At 72.8% G+C, this 15,978-nt stretch carries 17 protein-coding genes; 10 read left to right on the forward strand and 7 right to left on the reverse strand.

Translation table 11 applies throughout. The annotated features are described in order from the left end of the window. Positions 1-66 precede the first annotated feature (66 nt). Positions 67-1,917, forward strand: coding sequence for a DUF6350 family protein (locus N4G70_RS10920; RefSeq protein WP_261712352.1), 1,851 nt, complete (start codon positions 67-69; stop codon positions 1,915-1,917). Positions 1,918-1,987: 70 nt separating this feature from the next. Here the strand turns inward: N4G70_RS10920 and N4G70_RS10925 are convergent, their stop codons facing one another. Next, a complete protein-coding gene (locus tag N4G70_RS10925) occupies positions 1,988-2,788 on the reverse strand; it encodes a hypothetical protein (RefSeq protein WP_261712353.1) in 801 nt (266 codons plus the stop codon). A gap of 338 nt (positions 2,789-3,126) precedes the next feature. Between N4G70_RS10925 and purN the strand changes: the two genes are divergently transcribed. Both purN and purH read left to right on the forward strand, forming a co-directional pair. Next, a complete protein-coding gene (gene purN, locus N4G70_RS10930) occupies positions 3,127-3,732 on the forward strand; it encodes a phosphoribosylglycinamide formyltransferase (protein WP_261712583.1) in 606 nt (201 codons plus the stop codon). Then, positions 3,659-5,293 carry a bifunctional phosphoribosylaminoimidazolecarboxamide formyltransferase/IMP cyclohydrolase gene (purH, locus tag N4G70_RS10935; RefSeq protein ID WP_261712584.1) on the forward strand — a complete coding sequence of 545 codons (1,635 nt, stop codon included), beginning with the start codon at positions 3,659-3,661 and terminating at the stop codon, positions 5,291-5,293. The genes purN and purH overlap by 74 nt, the downstream gene beginning before the upstream one ends. Before the next feature lie 64 nt (positions 5,294-5,357). Here purH and N4G70_RS10940 read toward each other — a convergent pair whose 3' ends face one another. After that, a complete protein-coding gene (locus N4G70_RS10940) occupies positions 5,358-6,119 on the reverse strand; it encodes an RDD family protein (protein ID WP_261712354.1) in 762 nt (253 codons plus the stop codon). 206 nt (positions 6,120-6,325) lie between these two features. On the opposite strand from N4G70_RS10940, the gene N4G70_RS10945 reads away from it, so the two are divergent. The 4 genes from N4G70_RS10945 (at position 6,326) to N4G70_RS10960 (ending at position 10,210) form a co-directional block, all read left to right on the forward strand. Next, positions 6,326-7,186, forward strand: a complete 861-nt coding sequence (locus tag N4G70_RS10945; RefSeq protein WP_261712355.1) for a bifunctional methylenetetrahydrofolate dehydrogenase/methenyltetrahydrofolate cyclohydrolase — start codon at positions 6,326-6,328, stop codon at positions 7,184-7,186. Positions 7,187-7,205: 19 nt separating this feature from the next. Next, positions 7,206-7,688, forward strand: a complete 483-nt coding sequence (locus tag N4G70_RS10950) for a DUF3017 domain-containing protein (protein WP_261712356.1) — start codon at positions 7,206-7,208, stop codon at positions 7,686-7,688. 207 nt (positions 7,689-7,895) lie between these two features. After that, positions 7,896-8,933, forward strand: coding sequence for a DUF2690 domain-containing protein (locus N4G70_RS10955; protein WP_261712357.1), 1,038 nt, complete (start codon positions 7,896-7,898; stop codon positions 8,931-8,933). Positions 8,934-9,220: 287 nt separating this feature from the next. After that, positions 9,221-10,210 carry a malate dehydrogenase gene (locus tag N4G70_RS10960; protein WP_261712358.1) on the forward strand — a complete coding sequence of 330 codons (990 nt, stop codon included), beginning with the start codon at positions 9,221-9,223 and terminating at the stop codon, positions 10,208-10,210. 74 nt (positions 10,211-10,284) lie between these two features. Here the strand turns inward: N4G70_RS10960 and N4G70_RS10965 are convergent, their stop codons facing one another. Beyond that, positions 10,285-10,602, reverse strand: a complete 318-nt coding sequence (locus N4G70_RS10965; protein WP_261712359.1) for a hypothetical protein — start codon at positions 10,600-10,602, stop codon at positions 10,285-10,287. Between the two features lie 51 nt (positions 10,603-10,653). On the opposite strand from N4G70_RS10965, the gene N4G70_RS10970 reads away from it, so the two are divergent. Both N4G70_RS10970 and N4G70_RS10975 read left to right on the forward strand, forming a co-directional pair. Beyond that, a complete protein-coding gene (locus tag N4G70_RS10970; RefSeq protein WP_120721816.1) occupies positions 10,654-10,899 on the forward strand; it encodes a helix-turn-helix transcriptional regulator in 246 nt (81 codons plus the stop codon). Beyond that, positions 10,896-11,378 (forward strand): hypothetical protein, encoded by a 483-nt coding sequence (locus N4G70_RS10975; protein WP_261712360.1) that lies wholly within the window; start codon positions 10,896-10,898, stop codon positions 11,376-11,378. Before N4G70_RS10970 ends, N4G70_RS10975 begins: the two co-directional genes overlap by 4 nt. 63 nt (positions 11,379-11,441) lie before the next feature. On the opposite strand, the gene N4G70_RS10980 is transcribed toward N4G70_RS10975, so the two are convergent. Both N4G70_RS10980 and N4G70_RS10985 read right to left on the reverse strand, forming a co-directional pair. After that, positions 11,442-12,170 carry an isocitrate lyase/phosphoenolpyruvate mutase family protein gene (locus N4G70_RS10980; RefSeq protein ID WP_261712361.1) on the reverse strand — a complete coding sequence of 243 codons (729 nt, stop codon included), beginning with the start codon at positions 12,168-12,170 and terminating at the stop codon, positions 11,442-11,444. A gap of 80 nt (positions 12,171-12,250) precedes the next feature. Further along, the gene (locus N4G70_RS10985; RefSeq protein WP_261712362.1) at positions 12,251-12,748 is read right to left on the reverse strand and encodes a carboxymuconolactone decarboxylase family protein; all 498 of its coding nucleotides are present in this window, start codon (positions 12,746-12,748) and stop codon (positions 12,251-12,253) included. Between the two features lie 46 nt (positions 12,749-12,794). Here N4G70_RS10985 and N4G70_RS10990 point away from each other — a divergent pair, with 46 nt between their 5' ends. Then, a complete protein-coding gene (locus tag N4G70_RS10990; RefSeq protein ID WP_261712363.1) occupies positions 12,795-14,216 on the forward strand; it encodes a PLP-dependent aminotransferase family protein in 1,422 nt (473 codons plus the stop codon). A 26-nt stretch (positions 14,217-14,242) separates the two neighbouring features. On the opposite strand, the gene N4G70_RS10995 is transcribed toward N4G70_RS10990, so the two are convergent. Further along, on the reverse strand, positions 14,243-15,361 hold the full coding sequence (locus N4G70_RS10995) for a methyltransferase domain-containing protein (protein ID WP_261712364.1): 1,119 nt from the start codon (positions 15,359-15,361) through the stop codon (positions 14,243-14,245). A gap of 209 nt (positions 15,362-15,570) precedes the next feature. Then, the gene (locus N4G70_RS11000; RefSeq protein ID WP_261712365.1) at positions 15,571-15,789 is read right to left on the reverse strand and encodes a hypothetical protein; all 219 of its coding nucleotides are present in this window, start codon (positions 15,787-15,789) and stop codon (positions 15,571-15,573) included. Positions 15,790-15,978: the final 189 nt, after the last annotated feature.

Below are 15,978 nucleotides of genomic sequence, written 5' to 3' on the forward strand. Positions count from 1 at the left end.
TTGAGCGACACTTCGGGCATTCACGTGTTACCGGTAGAAAGCGCGTGTCGTTGGCAGCATGGCCGGGTGACCCAAGTGACCGAGCGCAGCCTGTTGTTGCCGACCGCCAAGGCGCGCCCCTCCGTGCTCGCCACCTGTTTGCTGCGTGGCGCGATCGCGGCGGGGCTCGGTCTCGGCGCCCTCGCCGTGCTGGTGATCGTGGTGTGGATCAGCTCCCCCTACCCCGACAGCGGGCCCGGCGGCGCCCTGCGCACGGCCGCGTCGCTGTGGCTGCTCGCCCATGGAACACCGCTGGTCAGGCCCGAGACGCTGACCGGCGCACCGGCCCCGGTCGGACTCGTTCCGCTCCTCCTGGTGGCGCTGCCCGCCTGGCTCGCCCACCGCGCGGCCCGCGACGCGCTGATGCCCGACGACGAGGCGTACGAGGACGTCGACGCCGCTCCGCTTCCCTCGGGCCTGGCCGTGTTCGGGGCGGTGACCTGCGGGTATCTGGCGGTGGCGGCTGCCGCGGTGCTGTACGCGGATGCCGGGCCGCTGCCCGCCGACCCGCTCGGCGCCGCGCTGCACGTGCCGTTCACCGTGGCGCTGGCGACCGCCGCCGGCGTCTGGACCGCGCACGGCCGCCCGATCGGGCCGCTGCCGAACGTGGTCCCGGTCCGGGTGCGGGCCGCTCTCCTGGGCGTCCCCGCGCACGCGGCGGTACGGGCCGCCGGGGCCGCCACCGCGGTGCTGCTCGGCGGTGGCGCGCTGCTCGCGGGGGCCGGACTCGCCTGGCACATCGGCGTCGCCGAGGACGCCTTCCTGCGACTCGCGGAGGACTGGTCGGGACGGTTCGCGGTGCTGCTGCTCGCCGTCGCCCTGGTGCCGAACGCCGCGGTGTGGGGCGCCTCGTACGGCCTCGGGCCGGGCTTCGCCGTCGGTACGGGGGCGACGGTCGGCCCCCTCGGCACGGCGGGCACCGCCACCCTGCCGCACTTCCCGCTGCTCGCGGCGGTGCCGTCCCCGGGGCACGGGTCGTGGTGGACGTGGGCGGCGGCCGGGGTGCCTCTGGGGGCCGGGCTCGTCCTGGCCCACTTCACCGCGCGGGCGGCCGTGGCGGAGGGCTGGGGGCGCCGCGAAACGGCGCGGGCCGCGCTGCTCGGGGCGGCTCTGTGCGGCTGTGCTTTCGCGGCCCTCGCGGTCGTCGCCGGCGGCCCGCTCGGCACCGGGAGCCTCGCCGCGCTGGGGCCGGTGTGGTGGCGTACGGGGGGCGCGGCGCTGCTGTGGGCCGCGACGGTCGGGATGCCGGGCGCCCTGGCGTTGCGGGCCTGGAGGTCGCGGCGGGCCGCGCCCCGGCGCCCGGTGCGGGCCAGGGTGGCGGGGGCGCTCGCGTGGCGGCCCCGCAAGCGCAGCCGCGCGGTCGCGCCGCCGGTGGCCGACGGCGGCCCGGCCGACTACGAGGCGTACGACTTCCTGCCGCTCGGCGAGGGCGGCCTCTGGCACGAGGAGGGGGCGCGGGAAGCCCGCTGGGCGGCGCTCAAGGAGGCTTCGGGCGGGCTCATGGCGGACATCCCCCCGGCCGCCGGCGGGCCGCTCGCCCCGTTCGCGCCGCTGGTCACGGGGGAGCCGGGGGTCGTGCCCGGGGCCCCGTACGGGCCGGTGCCGGGGCCCGGGACGCCGGAGGCGCTGCCGGGCTCGGAGACGGACCCGGCCGGTCAGGAGGTGCGGCCGGGCCTGCCGGAGGTCGCGGCCGCCCCTGGACCGGACGCCCACCCGCTTCAGCCACAGGCGGCCCCGCCCAGGCCGGCCCACGAGCCCGCCGCCGCTTTGGCGGACCGCACCGGCGAAGGGCACCCGGCGGCCCCGGAGCCTGACGCGCTGCCGCCCACCGGCCCGGATGACGCTCCCGCGTCCGAGGCGCGGCCGAGCACCGATTAGCCCCCCGGCAGGCTGCCCGCCAGCCGTAGCCACTCGGCGAGGCAATGGAAGGCCGCCCGCCTTCGCCCCGCTACTCCTTCACCCCGAACAACGGCACCAGCTTCGGCGGGATCAGGTCGTTGCAGGCGAGCTGGCCCGTCTTGGTGAGGGCGTCGTCCACGCAGGTGTAGTAGTCGCGGTAGACGAGCTGCATCGTGAAGCTCGACGCCACCACTGTGAGGGCGAGGACCGCCGTGACCAGGCCGGTCACCGCCGCCGTCACCTGCGGCTTGCCGGACGAGGGCTGCTGCGGGGCGGGCTGCGCCGCCGGCGCGGGGGAGGTCGCCGAGGGGGCCGGGGGCGGCTTCGGCTTGGCGCGCAGTGAGCTGATCGCCCAGTACAGGCCGAGCGCACCCAGGAGCAGCGCGATCTCCGGCATGTCGAACAGGGCGAAGAAGAAGGCCCACATGCCGGAGAGCAGGGCGTAACGGGCGCGGCGCTGGGCCGGGTCGGTGGGGTCCCAGCGCAGACCGCCTCCGGGGGGCGGAGGGTTCTGGCCCGGGCCGCCCTCGGGACGCTCGGGGCGCCGGCCGAAGCCGCCCGGGGCGCGGCCGGGCTGGCGGTCGCTCCACTGGCTGCCCCAGGGCGAACCCTGGTGCCGGCCGTTCTGGCCGTCCTGCCCCTCGTCCTCGCCCGCCGCCGGACGACGCGGCTGCCACGGCTGGTCGGGGCGGCCCTCGGGCGGCGGGGCGAAGGGGTTGTCGTCGGCGGAGCCCGCTCCGGTGCCGCTTCCCGTGCCCTCGGGCCCCGCGCTCCCCGGGTCCGTCGAATGAGGGGAGCCAGGGGTGGAGGACTGGCGGGCTGCGAACAGCTGGTGGCGTCGGTCCTGCATCGGGTGAACGTCTTCCCCTCGGAACCCCCGCCGGCCGGTCGGGCCAGGGGGGCACATCTCGCAAACAAGTAAGTGAGACAGGTCTCGTCTCGTGGCGTCCTCCCAGACGCTACCTGGCGGTCCGGCCCCCGTCCCGTGGGGGCCGTCCGGTGTGCCGGTATCGTTGCTGACGGTCGGCGCTTTCGTAGAGTTCCCCGTATCGAGGGGCGCGATTCGTTCGTACGACCACACAAAGACGTACGACCGCGAGAAAGAGCCCCGCCGTGGCCTCCCCGCCCACCTCCGCGTCCGCCTCCCCCGATCGCCTTCCGCCCGCAGCGACCCGGCCCGCCCGGCTCGTGGTGCTGGTGTCCGGGTCCGGCACGAATTTGCAGGCCCTGCTCGACGCGATCGCCGCCGATCCGGACGGGTACGGCGCCGAGATCGTGGCCGTGGGCGCCGACCGGGACGCCATCGCGGGCCTGGAGCGCGCCGAGCGGGCCGGGATCCCCACCTTCGTGTGCCGGGTCAAGGACCACGGCTCGCGCGAGGAGTGGGACGCGGCGCTGGCCGCGGCGACCGAGGCGTACGCGCCGGACCTGGTGGTCTCGGCCGGGTTCATGAAGATCGTGGGCAAGGAGTTCCTCGCCCGGTTCGGCGGCCGGGTGGTCAACACCCACCCCGCGCTGCTGCCCAGTTTCCCCGGAGCCCACGGCGTACGCGACGCGCTCGCGTACGGCGCGCGGGTCACCGGGTGCACCGTCCACTTCGTCGACGACGGCGTCGACACCGGCCCGATCATCGCCCAGGGCGTGGTCGAGATCCGGGACGAGGACGATGAAGCCGCTCTCCATGAGCGGATCAAGGAAGTCGAGCGAGCGCTGCTCGTCGATGTCGTGGGGCGCCTGGCCCGTAACGGCTACCGCATTGAGGGACGAAAGGTTCAGATCGGTGAACTCGGTTAGTACGGACACCGTCAAGCCCATCCGGCGGGCGCTAGTCAGCGTCTACGACAAGACGGGCCTGGAGGAGCTGGCGCAAGGGCTCCACGCGGCCGGGGTCGAGCTGGTGTCCACCGGGTCGACCGCCGCGAAGATCGCCGCCGCCGGGGTGCCGGTCACCAAGGTCGAGGAGCTCACCGGGTTCCCCGAGTGCCTCGACGGCCGGGTCAAGACGCTGCACCCCAAGGTGCACGCGGGCATCCTCGCCGATCTGCGTCTGGACGCCCACCGGGCCCAGCTCGACGAGCTCGGCGTGCGCCCCTTCGAGCTTGTCGTGGTCAACCTGTACCCGTTCAAGGAGACCGTCGCCTCCGGCGCGAGCCCCGACGAGTGCGTGGAGCAGATCGACATCGGCGGCCCCTCGATGGTCCGCGCCGCCGCCAAGAACCACCCGTCGGTCGCCGTGGTCACCAGCCCGGCGCGGTACGCGGCCGTGCTCGACGCCGTCAAGAACGGCGGCTTCGACCTGACCGCCCGCAAGCGCCTGGCGGCAGAAGCGTTCCAGCACACCGCGGCCTACGACGTGGCCGTGGCGTCCTGGATGACCAATGTGTACGCGCCCGAGGAGGGCGGGGCCCAGCTCCCCGAGTTCCTCGGCGGCACCTGGGAGCGCAAGTCGACGCTGCGCTACGGCGAGAACCCGCACCAGGCGGCGGCCCTCTACACCGACGGGCAGCCGGGCGGGATCGCCAATGCCGAGCAGCTGCACGGCAAGGAGATGTCCTTCAACAACTACGTGGACACCGAGGCCGCGCGCCGCGCCGCCTACGACCACGAAGAGCCCTGCGTCGCGATCATCAAGCACGCCAACCCGTGCGGCATCGCCGTCGCCGACGACCTGGCCACCGCGCACCGCAAGGCGCACGAGTGCGACCCGCTCTCCGCGTTCGGCGGCGTCATCGCCGTCAACCGGCCGGTGAGCGTGGCGATGGCCGAGCAGGTCGCCGAGATCTTCACCGAGGTCATCGCCGCCCCGGACTACGAGGACGGCGCCGTCGAGGTGCTGGCCCGCAAGAAGAACATCCGGGTGCTCAAGGTCGACGGCACCCCGCACCAGCCCGGCGACCTCAAGCCCGTCTCCGGCGGCGCCGTGCTCCAGCACACCGATGTCTTCCAGGCCGAGGGCGACGACCCCGCGAACTGGACGCTGGCGAGCGGAGAGGCCCTGTCCGAGGCCGAGTTGAAGGAACTCGCCTTCGCCTGGATCGCCTGTCGCGCCGTCAAGTCCAACGCGATCCTGCTCGCCAAGGACGGCGCCTCGGTCGGCGTCGGCATGGGCCAGGTCAACCGGGTCGACTCCGCGAAGCTCGCGGTGGAGCGGGCCGGCGAGGACCGGGCGCGCGGTTCGTACGCCGCGTCCGACGCGTTCTTCCCGTTCCCCGACGGCTTCGAGATCCTGGCGAACGCCGGGGTCAAGGCCGTGGTCCAGCCCGGCGGTTCGGTCCGTGACGAGCTGGTGGTGGAGGCCGCGAAGAAGGCGGGCGTGACGATGTACTTCACCGGCACCCGGCACTTCTTCCACTGACCCCGGACGCGCGAAGGGCCGCGCCCCCCCAGGGGAGCGCGGCCCGGCGACCGTACGGTGGCGGTTACGCCTTCTTGATCACCAGCGTGCCGGCGGCACGGTCGTGCCAGCCCTGGAGCTTGCCGGAGTTGTCGAAGAACGGCGACAGGTAGACCAGGATGGCGCCGATGTAGCACAGGAACGCGCCGACGATCGGGATGATGTAGCGGATGAAGCCCGCGCCCAGACCCGGGTTCTGGCCCGTGTTCTCCTTCACCACGCGCAGGCCGAGGGCCATCTTGCCCAGGGTCGCGCCGACGAGGGAGACCATCAGCCACTCGTACAGCAGCGTGAAGGCGCCGATGACGGCGAGCCAGGTGAACATCACGGAGATGAAGCCGGCGCTCGCGTCGTTCATGCAGGACGTGTAGTCGACCGAGTTGGGGTCACAGTCCTTGACGAGGCCGACGGCACCGGCCATGCCGACCGCCATGAGGATGCCGAGGATGAGGCCGATCGCGGCGCCGTCGATCAGGCGGGCGCCGAGGCGGCGGCCCATCGAGGCGACCTCGACGGTGCCGAGCACCGGCACGTTGATCAGGCCGTTGTTGGCCTGGAGGGTGCCCGGTGCCTGCGGGTAGGCGCCGTACTGCGGCTGACCGGGGGCCTGGCCGGGCTGCTGCGGGTAGCCGTAGCCCTGCTGGGGGACACCCTGGGGGGCCTGCTGACCCTGGGGGTAGCCGTAGCCGGGCTGGCCCTGCTGCTGGCCGTAGGGGCCGCCCTGCGGAGGCTGCTGGGGCTGCTGGGGCTGCTGCCCGTAGGGGTTGTTCGGGTCGCCGAAGCTCATGACGGGTGTTCCTCCGTTGGGTGTTGCGGGGACGACGCGGCCCGAGCGGAGGAATAGCTGTTATGAGCGGATCGCCCCCCGGCACTGCCCGCGGCACTGCGCGGATCATCGTTCTAAACGAGACATAAGTTTGTCCAGCCGGTTGCTGGATGTGTTGTGCAAGTGCAACTTGGGCGATCATGCGTCGCCCTGAAAGAATGGGAAACATGACCGCCCAGATTCTCGATGGCAAGGCCACCGCCGCAGCGATCAAGTCCGAACTGGCCGTCCGCGTGGCGGCCCTGAAGGAACGGGGCATCACGCCCGGCCTGGGTACCGTCCTCGTCGGGGAGGACCCCGGCAGCCAGAAGTACGTCGCGGGCAAGCACCGCGACTGCGCCCAGGTCGGTATCGCCTCCATCCAGCGCGAGCTGCCCGCGACCGCCACGCAGGACGAGATCGAGGCGGTGGTGCGGGAGTTGAACGACAACCCCGAGTGCACCGGCTACATCGTCCAGCTCCCGCTGCCCAAGGGCATCGACGAGAACCGTGTCCTGGAGCTGATGGACCCGGCGAAGGACGCCGACGGGCTGCACCCGATGAGCCTGGGCCGGCTGGTCCTCAACGAGCCCGGACCGCTGCCCTGCACCCCGTACGGCATCATCCAGCTGCTCCGCAAGCACGGCGTGGAGATCAACGGGGCCGAGGTCGTCGTGGTCGGACGCGGTGTCACCATCGGGCGCTCCATGCCGCTGCTGCTCACCCGGCGCTCCGAGAACGCGACGGTCACCCAGTGCCACACCGGCACGCGGGATCTGTCGGCGCACCTGCGTCAGGCGGACATCATCATCGCCGCGGCCGGTGTCCCGCACCTGATCAAGCCGGAGGACGTGAAGCCGGGCGCGGCCGTCCTCGATGTCGGCGTGAGCCGTGACGAGAGCGGCAAGATCCTCGGCGATGTGCACCCCGGCGTCGCCGAGGTGGCCGGCTGGCTGTCGCCCAACCCGGGCGGGGTGGGCCCGATGACCCGCGCCCAGCTGCTCGTCAACGTCGTCGAGGCGGCCGAGCTCGCCGCCCAAGCGGGCTGACCGGAAAGGCCTGAGGCCCATGGGTGCTGGTAGGAGTCACGAGCCGTCCACGGGGACGGAGCCGTCGGCCGCCGGTGACGCGCCGTCGGCGCCGGCCCGCGCGAGCGGCTCACGGCGGTTCCCCTCCGTCACACGGGACACCGCCCGTCCTGAGGGCGGCGGCCGCGCCGCCCCGGGTGACGCGCCCGCACCCGCCCGCCAGTGGCCGCTGCTCACCGTGCTGATCGCGGTCGGCTTCGGGCTCCTGACGGTGGCCACCGAGCCGTTCGGGCAGGCCTTCCGGGTCGGGCTCGTCATCATCGGCGCCGCCCTAATGGCGGGCGCGGCCCTGCGCTGGACCCTGCCCTCTGTCGGCATGCTGGCCGTCAGGTCCCGCTTCACCGACATCACCACGTACGGGGTGCTCGGCGTGGCCATCGTGCTGCTCGCGCTGATGGCCCAGCCCCGGCCGTGGCTGAACATCCCGTTCCTGGAGGACGCGGTCCACTTCACGGTCCGCTGACCGCCCGCGCCCGGCCGACGGCCCGCACATCTCCCCGGAGAGTGCGGGCCGTTGTGCGTCCGGTGTCGCGTATCTGCTCCAACTCCCGCCCCGATACGCCTGGTTGAGACGTCTGCGCGCCGCCTTGTTCGTCCCGGTGCGCACCACCTCGGGAACTGTCATCCTGGGGCCTGCGTCCCTGGGGCAGGGACGCGAAGAGGGGGAGCGATGCCTCGCTGGAAGGCGCTGCCGGAGGAACTCGACCCGCCGATACGGGAGTTCGCGGGCCATCTGCGCGGGCTGGTGGACCGCAGCGGGCTCAGCGTCGCCGCGGTCGCCGAGCGCACCGGATACAGCAAGACGTCGTGGGAGCGGTATCTCGGCGGCCGGCTCGTCGCCCCCCGGGCCGCCGTGCTCGCCCTCGCCGAGGTCACCGGCACCGACCCCGTCCGTCTGACCGCCCTGTGGGAGCCGGCCGAGCGGGCCTGGAGCCGTTCCGAGCGGCGGCACGACCGCGCCACGGAGGCCCTGCGCGTCGACCGGGCGCGGTCCGCGCCCGGCGGGCCCGGCCCGACCGGGGCGTCCGGCCGTGCGCCCGGCGGGGCACCGGGGAGAACGCCGGCCGGGACGCCGGGCGGGGTGCGTGCCCAGTCGCCCGGCGTGGGTGTCGCCGACCGCAGTCCGCCCGTGCGGCGCGCCCCCTCGCAGGCGCCCGGCCCCGGCCACGCCTGGCGCCGGATCGTCATGTTCCTGGCCGGCGTGATCGGCGCGCTCCTGGTCATCACCTCCGCCGTGCTCCTGACCGACCTCGGCGCAAGCGACCCCGCGCCACGGGCCGAGCCGAGCCCGAGCCCCTCCGCGAAGGCGCCCGCGCCTCCCGTCGGCGTGCGGTGCGTCGCCGCCTCGTGCACCGGACAGGACCCCGAGGCGATGGGCTGCACCGACATGCGGGTGCAGACGGTCGGCAGCGCCAGGGTCGGTGCCGCGGTCGTCGAGGTGCGCTACAGCGGAACGTGCCGGGCCGCCTGGGCCCGGCTGCGGCAGGCCGTCCCCGGCGACCGGGCGCAGATCTTCGCGGCCGGTACGGAGGGCGGGACGGTGGTGGCCGACTCCTATCGCGACGTGTACACGAAGATGCTCGCCGTCGACGGCCCCGCGGCCGCGCGGTCGTGCGCCACGCTGAGGAACGGCCGGAGCGGATGCGCCCCGGGCCGGGCGCTCGCGAGCCCGTCCGGCGGGCCGGGAACGGCCGCCGGGGGCCATTGAGGTGAATCGGCAACGGCCACTACCGCTCGACGGGGGCGGCCCCTGCCGGTCGACCGTAACGGCCACCGCCGGTCAGCGGGAACGGCCACTACCGGTCAATGATCGATCAGCGTGAGACGTCCCACAGGCCTTGGGGGGTGTGGGACGCCCCGGGTCGGATAGCCTGACCGCTGGACATCTCTTCACGTCAAGATTCAGACGGTCGCACGTCAGGTTGCCGGCGTTTACGGGGTGCCCGGAAGCCAGGGGCAACCCCCCACCACCTGCTGTTTCTTACGGAGATCGCCATGACCCGCACTCCCGTGAATGTCACCGTCACCGGCGCGGCCGGCCAGATCGGCTACGCGCTGCTCTTCCGCATCGCCTCCGGTCACCTGCTCGGCCCGGACGTGCCGGTCAACCTGCGCCTCCTGGAGATCACCCCGGCCCTGAAGGCCGCCGAGGGCACCGCCATGGAGCTCGACGACTGCGCGTTCCCGCTGCTGCGCTCCATCGAGATCACCGACGACGCCAACGTCGCCTTCGACGGCGCCAACGTGGCCCTGCTCGTCGGCGCCCGCCCGCGCACCAAGGGCATGGAGCGCGGCGACCTGCTCTCGGCCAACGGTGGCATCTTCAAGCCCCAGGGCAAGGCCATCAACGACAACGCCGCGGACGACATCAAGGTCCTCGTCGTCGGCAACCCGGCCAACACCAACGCGCTCATCGCGCAGGCCTCGGCTCCGGACGTACCGGCCGAGCGCTTCACCGCGATGACCCGCCTGGACCACAACCGGGCGATCTCGCAGCTGGCGAAGAAGACCGGCAGCACCGTCTCCGACATCAAGCGCCTCACCATCTGGGGCAACCACTCGGCGACCCAGTACCCGGACATCTTCCACGCGGAGATCGCCGGCAAGAACGCCGCCGACGTCGTGAACGACCAGCAGTGGCTGGCCGACGAGTTCATCCCGACCGTCGCCAAGCGCGGCGCCGCGATCATCGAGGCCCGTGGCGCGTCCTCGGCCGCCTCGGCCGCCAACGCCGCCATCGACCACGTGCACACCTGGGTCAACGGCACCGCCGAGGGCGACTGGACCTCGATGGGCATCCCCTCGGACGGCTCCTACGGCGTCCCCGAGGGCCTCATCTCGTCCTTCCCGGTCACCGTCAAGGACGGCCAGTACTCGATCGTCCAGGGCCTGGACATCAACGAGTTCTCCCGTGCGCGCATCGACGCCTCCGTCAAGGAGCTCGCCGAGGAGCGCGACGCGGTCCGCGAGCTCGGCCTCATCTGAGCCCGGAGGAACGCCCGTTGAAGCATCCGTGACGAAGCCCCGGCAGCCACTGCCGGGGCTTCGCCCGTTCCCGCCTACTCCCGCACCGCGTCCCTGGTCAGCTGGACGGCGGCGAGCAGGCTGAGCTCCGGCCGCGCCTGGCGCAGCGCCCTGACGGCCCGTACCGACTCGTCGTCGGGGCCCGTGTACCCGACCGAGGCGCGCTGCTCGCGCACCCAGCGGCCGCGCAGCTCGCGCTCGGGCCGCTCCGCCACCCGCTCGGCGATCTCCAGGGCCGCCGTCAGACCCGGCCGCTCGGCTTCACCGGCCTCCGTCAGCGCCTCGCGCAGCGCCCGCGTGATCTCGTCCGCGTCCCGCAGCGCCAGTACCGAAAGCTCCTTGCGACCCCACATGGGACTCCCCGCTCGTTGTGTTCCTGCTCCTCAATGTAGTACTTCTTATACATGAGCGAGCAGGTGCACAACAGGTTGGCGATGGTGCGTGCCGAACGGAAGGTGTCGCGCCAGAGCCTGGCCGAGGCGGTGGGTGCCCACTACCAGACCATCGGCTACATCGAGCGCGGGCAGTACAACCCGAGCCTCGACCTGGCGTTGAAGATCGCGCGGTATTTCGGCCTGCCGGTCGAGGCGCTGTTCTCCCTCGAACCGTTCCGCCCGCTCACCGACGAGGCCTACGGGAGGAACCAGTGAGCGAGGCCCAACTGACGCGCTACGACCGCCGGATGCAGGCGATCATGAACCGGCGGGAGGCGGTGGCGTTGTACGCGACCGCGGCGCGGCGCCGGACCGTGGTCGCGGTCCACGTCCTGCTGACCGCCGCGTCCGTGGCGAGCTGGGGGCGCCACCCCTTCGTGCTGCTGGCGCTGCTGCTGCCGTGGTGCGTGGCCACCGGCGCCATCAACGCCGCCACGCGCGGCCTGCTCGAACTGCGCCGCCGGGCCCTGGACGAGCGCCAGCGCGCCGAGCGCATCGAAGTGCTGGCCCGCGCGCACCGCCTCACCACGGCGCTGCTGCTCGTCACCGTCCTGGCCGTCGGCGGATACGGCCTGGCGGGCGGGGACCTGACGGGTGTGGTCCTTCGGGTGCTGCTCGGCGTCCTGGTCGTGCACTGGCTGATGCCGATGTGGGTGGCGGGCCTGCGCGCCCAGGACGAGCCGGAGGACGAGTAGCGGTACGCGGACGCACGGGTGCCCCGGCCGCACCGGCCGGGGCACCCTCACATCCGCGCGCCGCTACAACTCGCGCACCTGGCGGGCGATGTCGCGCACCGCCTGCGCCGCGCGGATCTGGAGGCCGGGCCCGAACGTGATGCGGCCCGCGCCCAACTCGCCGAGGCGGCGCGGCCCGGGGGCGTCCGGCAGGACCGCCATGTTGACCGGCACCGGAACGGCCGCCGCGATCTTCGGCAGGTGCTCCGGCGGCGCGGCGAACGGGTACACGCCGTCCGCGCCCGCCGCCACATAAGCCCGGGCCCGCGCGATCGCCGCGTCGAGCTCGGGCACACCGCGCAGATAGGTGTCGACGCGGGCGTTGATGAACAGCGCGTCGCCCGCCTCCGCCCGCACCTCGGCCAGCCAGTCGGCGTGCCGGGCCGGGTCCTTGAGGACGCCCTCGGCGGAGTCCTCCAGATTGCAGCCGACCGCGCCCGTCTCCAGGAGCCGGGCCACCAACTCCTTGGGCGCCAGGCCGTAACCGCCCTCGACGTCCGCCGAGACCGGGACCGAGACCGACCGTACGATCCGGGCGACGGCGGCGAACATCTCGTCCGCCGGGGTCGCGCCGTCCTCGTACCCCAGGGACGCCGCGACCCCCGCGCTCGGCGTCGCCAGGGCGGGGAAGCCCGCCTCCTCGAAGACCCGCGCGCTGGCCGCGTCCCAGGGTCCCGGCAGGACCAGCGGGTCGCCCGGGGCCCGGCCCTGGTGCAGGGCGCGGAAGGCGGCGGCGGGGTTGGGCTGTGCCATGGCGTCTCTCCTGGTGCTGTGCGGTGCCGCGCGGCTCATGTGAAGCGGCCCGGCGAACTGTAACTCCCCTGGAGCCAGGGTCACTTGTACATGCCGGGGGTGTAGTGGCCCGGCACCCCGCGGGTGGTCACGCCGAAGCGGTTCCAGGCGTTGATGACGGTGATGGCGGCGATGAGGTGCGCCAGCTCGGCCTCGTCGAAGTGCTGGGCGGCGCGCTCGTACACCTCGTCCGGGACGAAGCCGTCGGTGAGCACCGTGACCGCCTCGGTCAGCGCGAGGGCCGCGAGCTCCTTCTCGGTGTAGAAGTGCGCGGACTCCTCCCAGGCGCTGAGCTGGACGATCCGCTCCACCGATTCGCCGGCCGCGAGCGCGTCCTTGGTGTGCATGTCCAGGCACAGGGCGCAGTGGTTGAGCTGCGAGGCCCGGATCTTGACCAGCTCGGCGATCACCGGGTCGAGGCCCTGCTCGGCGGCGGCGTTCAGCTTGATCATGGCCTTGTAGACCTCGGGCGCGGCCTTGGCCCAGGGGAGGCGGGGGGCGTGCTCGGGTGCGTAGGTCTTGCTCTCGTTCGTGGTCATGGAACGACCGTACGGTTCGTGTGGCACACGGGTATGGTCCATTCCCATGGTGAAATCCCGGGCCACTTCGACCCCAACAATCGGTGTCGATCTCCACCTCGACCTGAAGGGCGCGGGCCTGCGCTCGGGGCTGATGGACGCGCTGCGCGAGGCCGTACGCGGCGGACGGCTCGCCCCCGGCACCCGGCTGCCCTCCTCGCGCACCCTCGCCGCGGACCTAGGCATCGCCCGCAACACGGTCGCCGACGCCTACGCCGAGCTGGTCGCGGAGGGCTGGCTCACCGCCCGCCAGGGGTCGGGGACGCGGGTGGCCCAGCGCGCCGCGGCCCGCCCCGACCGCGGCCACGTCCACCGGCTGCCGACCCGCCGCAAGCCCACCTACAACCTGATGGCGGGCTCGCCCGACCTCGCCTCCTTTCCGCGCGCCGAGTGGCTCAAGGCGGCCCGCCGGGCGCTCACGGCGGCCCCGCACGACGCCTTCGGCTTCGGCGATCCACGCGGCCGCATCGAGCTGCGCACGGTCCTCGCGGACTACCTGGCGCGCTCGCGCGGCGTGTACGCCTCCCCGGACCGCATCGTCATCTGCTCCGGGTTCGTGCACGGCCTGATGCTGATGGGCCGGGTGCTGCGGGCGCGCCGGGTGCGGGAGGTGGCGGTCGAGGCGTACGGGCTCGACTTCCACTGGAAGCTGCTCACCGACGCGGGACTGCGCACCCCGCCGCTCCCGATGGACGAACAGGGCACCCGCACCGACGAGTTGGGGACGAACAAAGGGGTGGGGGCGGTGCTCATGACGCCCGCGCACCAGTTCCCGATCGGCGTTCCGCTGCTGCCGGACCGGCGCGCCGCCGCCGTCGACTGGGCGCGCGCCACGGGCGGGCTGATCCTGGAGGACGACTACGACGGCGAGTTCCGCTACGACCGCCAGCCGGTCGGCGCGCTGCAAGGACTCGACCCCGAGCACGTCGTCTACATCGGCACCGCCAGCAAGTCCCTCGCGCCGGGCCTGCGCCTTGGCTGGATGGTGCTGCCCGAGCACCTGGTGGACGAGGTCGCCGAGGGCAAGGGCCTGTCCGACTGGACCTGCGGCGTACTCGACCAGCTCACCCTCGCCGAGTTCATCGGCTCCGGCGCCTACGACCGCCATGTGCGCGGCATGCGGCTGCACTACCGGCGCCGCCGCGACCAGTTGGTGGCCGCGATCGCCGAGCGGGCACCCGACGCGCGGGTCAGCGGCATCGCGGCCGGCCTGCACGCCCTCGTGGAACTTCCGCCCGGCACGGAACGCTCCATCGTGCAGGCCGCCACCTGGCAGGGCCTGGCCCTGGAGGGCCTCTCCCGCTTCCGCCACCCCCAACTCCCGCACGGCCGCGAGGCGTTGGTGGTCGGCTACGGCACCCCGCCGGACTCGGCGTGGACGGGTGCGCTCGACGCGCTTCTGCGCGTACTGGCGGCGGTGGGGGCGTGAGGGACCCGGGGCTGGTCTCGCTCTGGCTAGGCGGGAACCGGGTTGTCGGGCGAGTCGAGCCAGACCCGTTCGCCGTTCCTGTCGACGGTGGTTCCGAAGCGAGCGAGGCCGGGCCGCCCTTGGCCCGTCCACCAGTGGTACGCGGCCTCCGATTCGTCCCAGAGCCGGCGTGACCCTGACTGCCATACGCGGGTAGCGGCCCGGTCCCGGAACTGTGCGCAGGCCCAGGAGTGGTCCGTCAGCCCGTAGAACCAGACGGCGCGCGTACCTTCGTCTCTGTCGGCGACGACGCGAACGCAGTCCCGGACACACAGGCCGACCACGAAGTCCTGGACGCTGAATCGACCGCCCAGGAACTCTTCCTCCGTGACCGTGCTCGATGATGCGTCGCCATCGGCCACGCTGCCCGTCACGTACTCGGCGTGCCGCACGAGTGGTTGACGCTGAGCACGCGCCTTCATGAACTCGACGGGCCCGGTGAACAGCCCCGACGCGCTCTTGCCGTCGTCGGCGACGACCAGCCGGGCCACAGCGTCTCCGTTGCTGTAGTGGGTCCCCCACGGCGTCACGATGATTCCGCCGGGGCGGGACTGCTCAACCCATGCGTAGGGGATGGATCGCAGCCCACATGTCGCGATGACGCGGTCGTACGGCGCCCCCTCGGCGTATCCGCGGAGCCCGTCACCGGTCACCACGGACACCGGAAGACCGAACAGGTTGAGTGCCGTACGGGCGTCGGCCGCGACGCCGGGGTCCAGTTCAACGCTGACGACGTTTTCAGGCCCCAGCCGGTGCGCGAGCAGTGCGGCGTTCCAGCCGGTGCCGGTGCCGACGTCCAAGACGCGATGACCCGGCTTCACGTCCAGGTCGGCGAGCATCCGGAAGACGACGGAGGGCATGGACGCCGATGAGGTGGACACGGTTCCGGGATCGGTGCCGGTGTGCTTGCCGTCGTCCCATTGAGTCACCACAGGAACGTCCGAGTCCGCGTATCCGTACCACGCCTCCGGATCGTCCGTGCGTGACACGAGAACGCTTTGTCCCGTCTCCATGTCCCACGGCCAGATGCGGTCGGGGAGGAAGCTGGAGCGCGGAACGGCGGTGAAGGTCGGTGCCCACTCCGGAGTGAGCGCGCCTCCAGACATGAGGACACGCCCCAGCTCTTCGCGGCTGGGGCGCCCCTGGTGTGCGTTGGCGGCCACTGGCTAAGCGGCCTTCCCGTTGGCGAAAGTGATGTCCATGGTGCTCTCCTTCTTCGGCGCTGTCGCCGTTCCGTTCCGTTTCGTTCCGTTCCGTATGAACGGGTTCTTGCCCGCCCCTGCCGAGTCCGAGCCACCGCTGCCGGCCCCCTCGGCTAGGTGCGCCCCAGAGTCTGAGAGAGGAAGTTCCTTCGCTCCGGCCGGCGGTCCCCGGGGTGGCCCAACAGCGCGTGCAACGCCCCGAGTTCCACCGCGAAATCGACCAGGTGGGGGTCGTGCTCGTCCACCGCCGCGTACAGCACCTCGACGACCATGGCGCAGGCGGGACACGTCCCCGGGTCGACATTGCCGGGCCGCCGAGCACTGAAGTCCATAGCGTGAAGATCAGCGAGACACAGCGTCATACGTCGCCGCTCCTTGCTCCTTGCCCGTGCCCCTGCCCGTGCCCGGACAAGTGTTCACGGATGATCTCTGTTGCCTGTCGGACCCCCAGGGGACTGCCCGTCCCATGAGCCCGCGCCCGTGCTTTGCTCGCGGCTGCACAGATGGCACAGCCCGGGCCC

Origin of the sequence: Streptomyces sp. ASQP_92, assembly GCF_025399895.1 — a bacterium.
GTDB lineage: Bacteria > Actinomycetota > Actinomycetes > Streptomycetales > Streptomycetaceae > Streptomyces.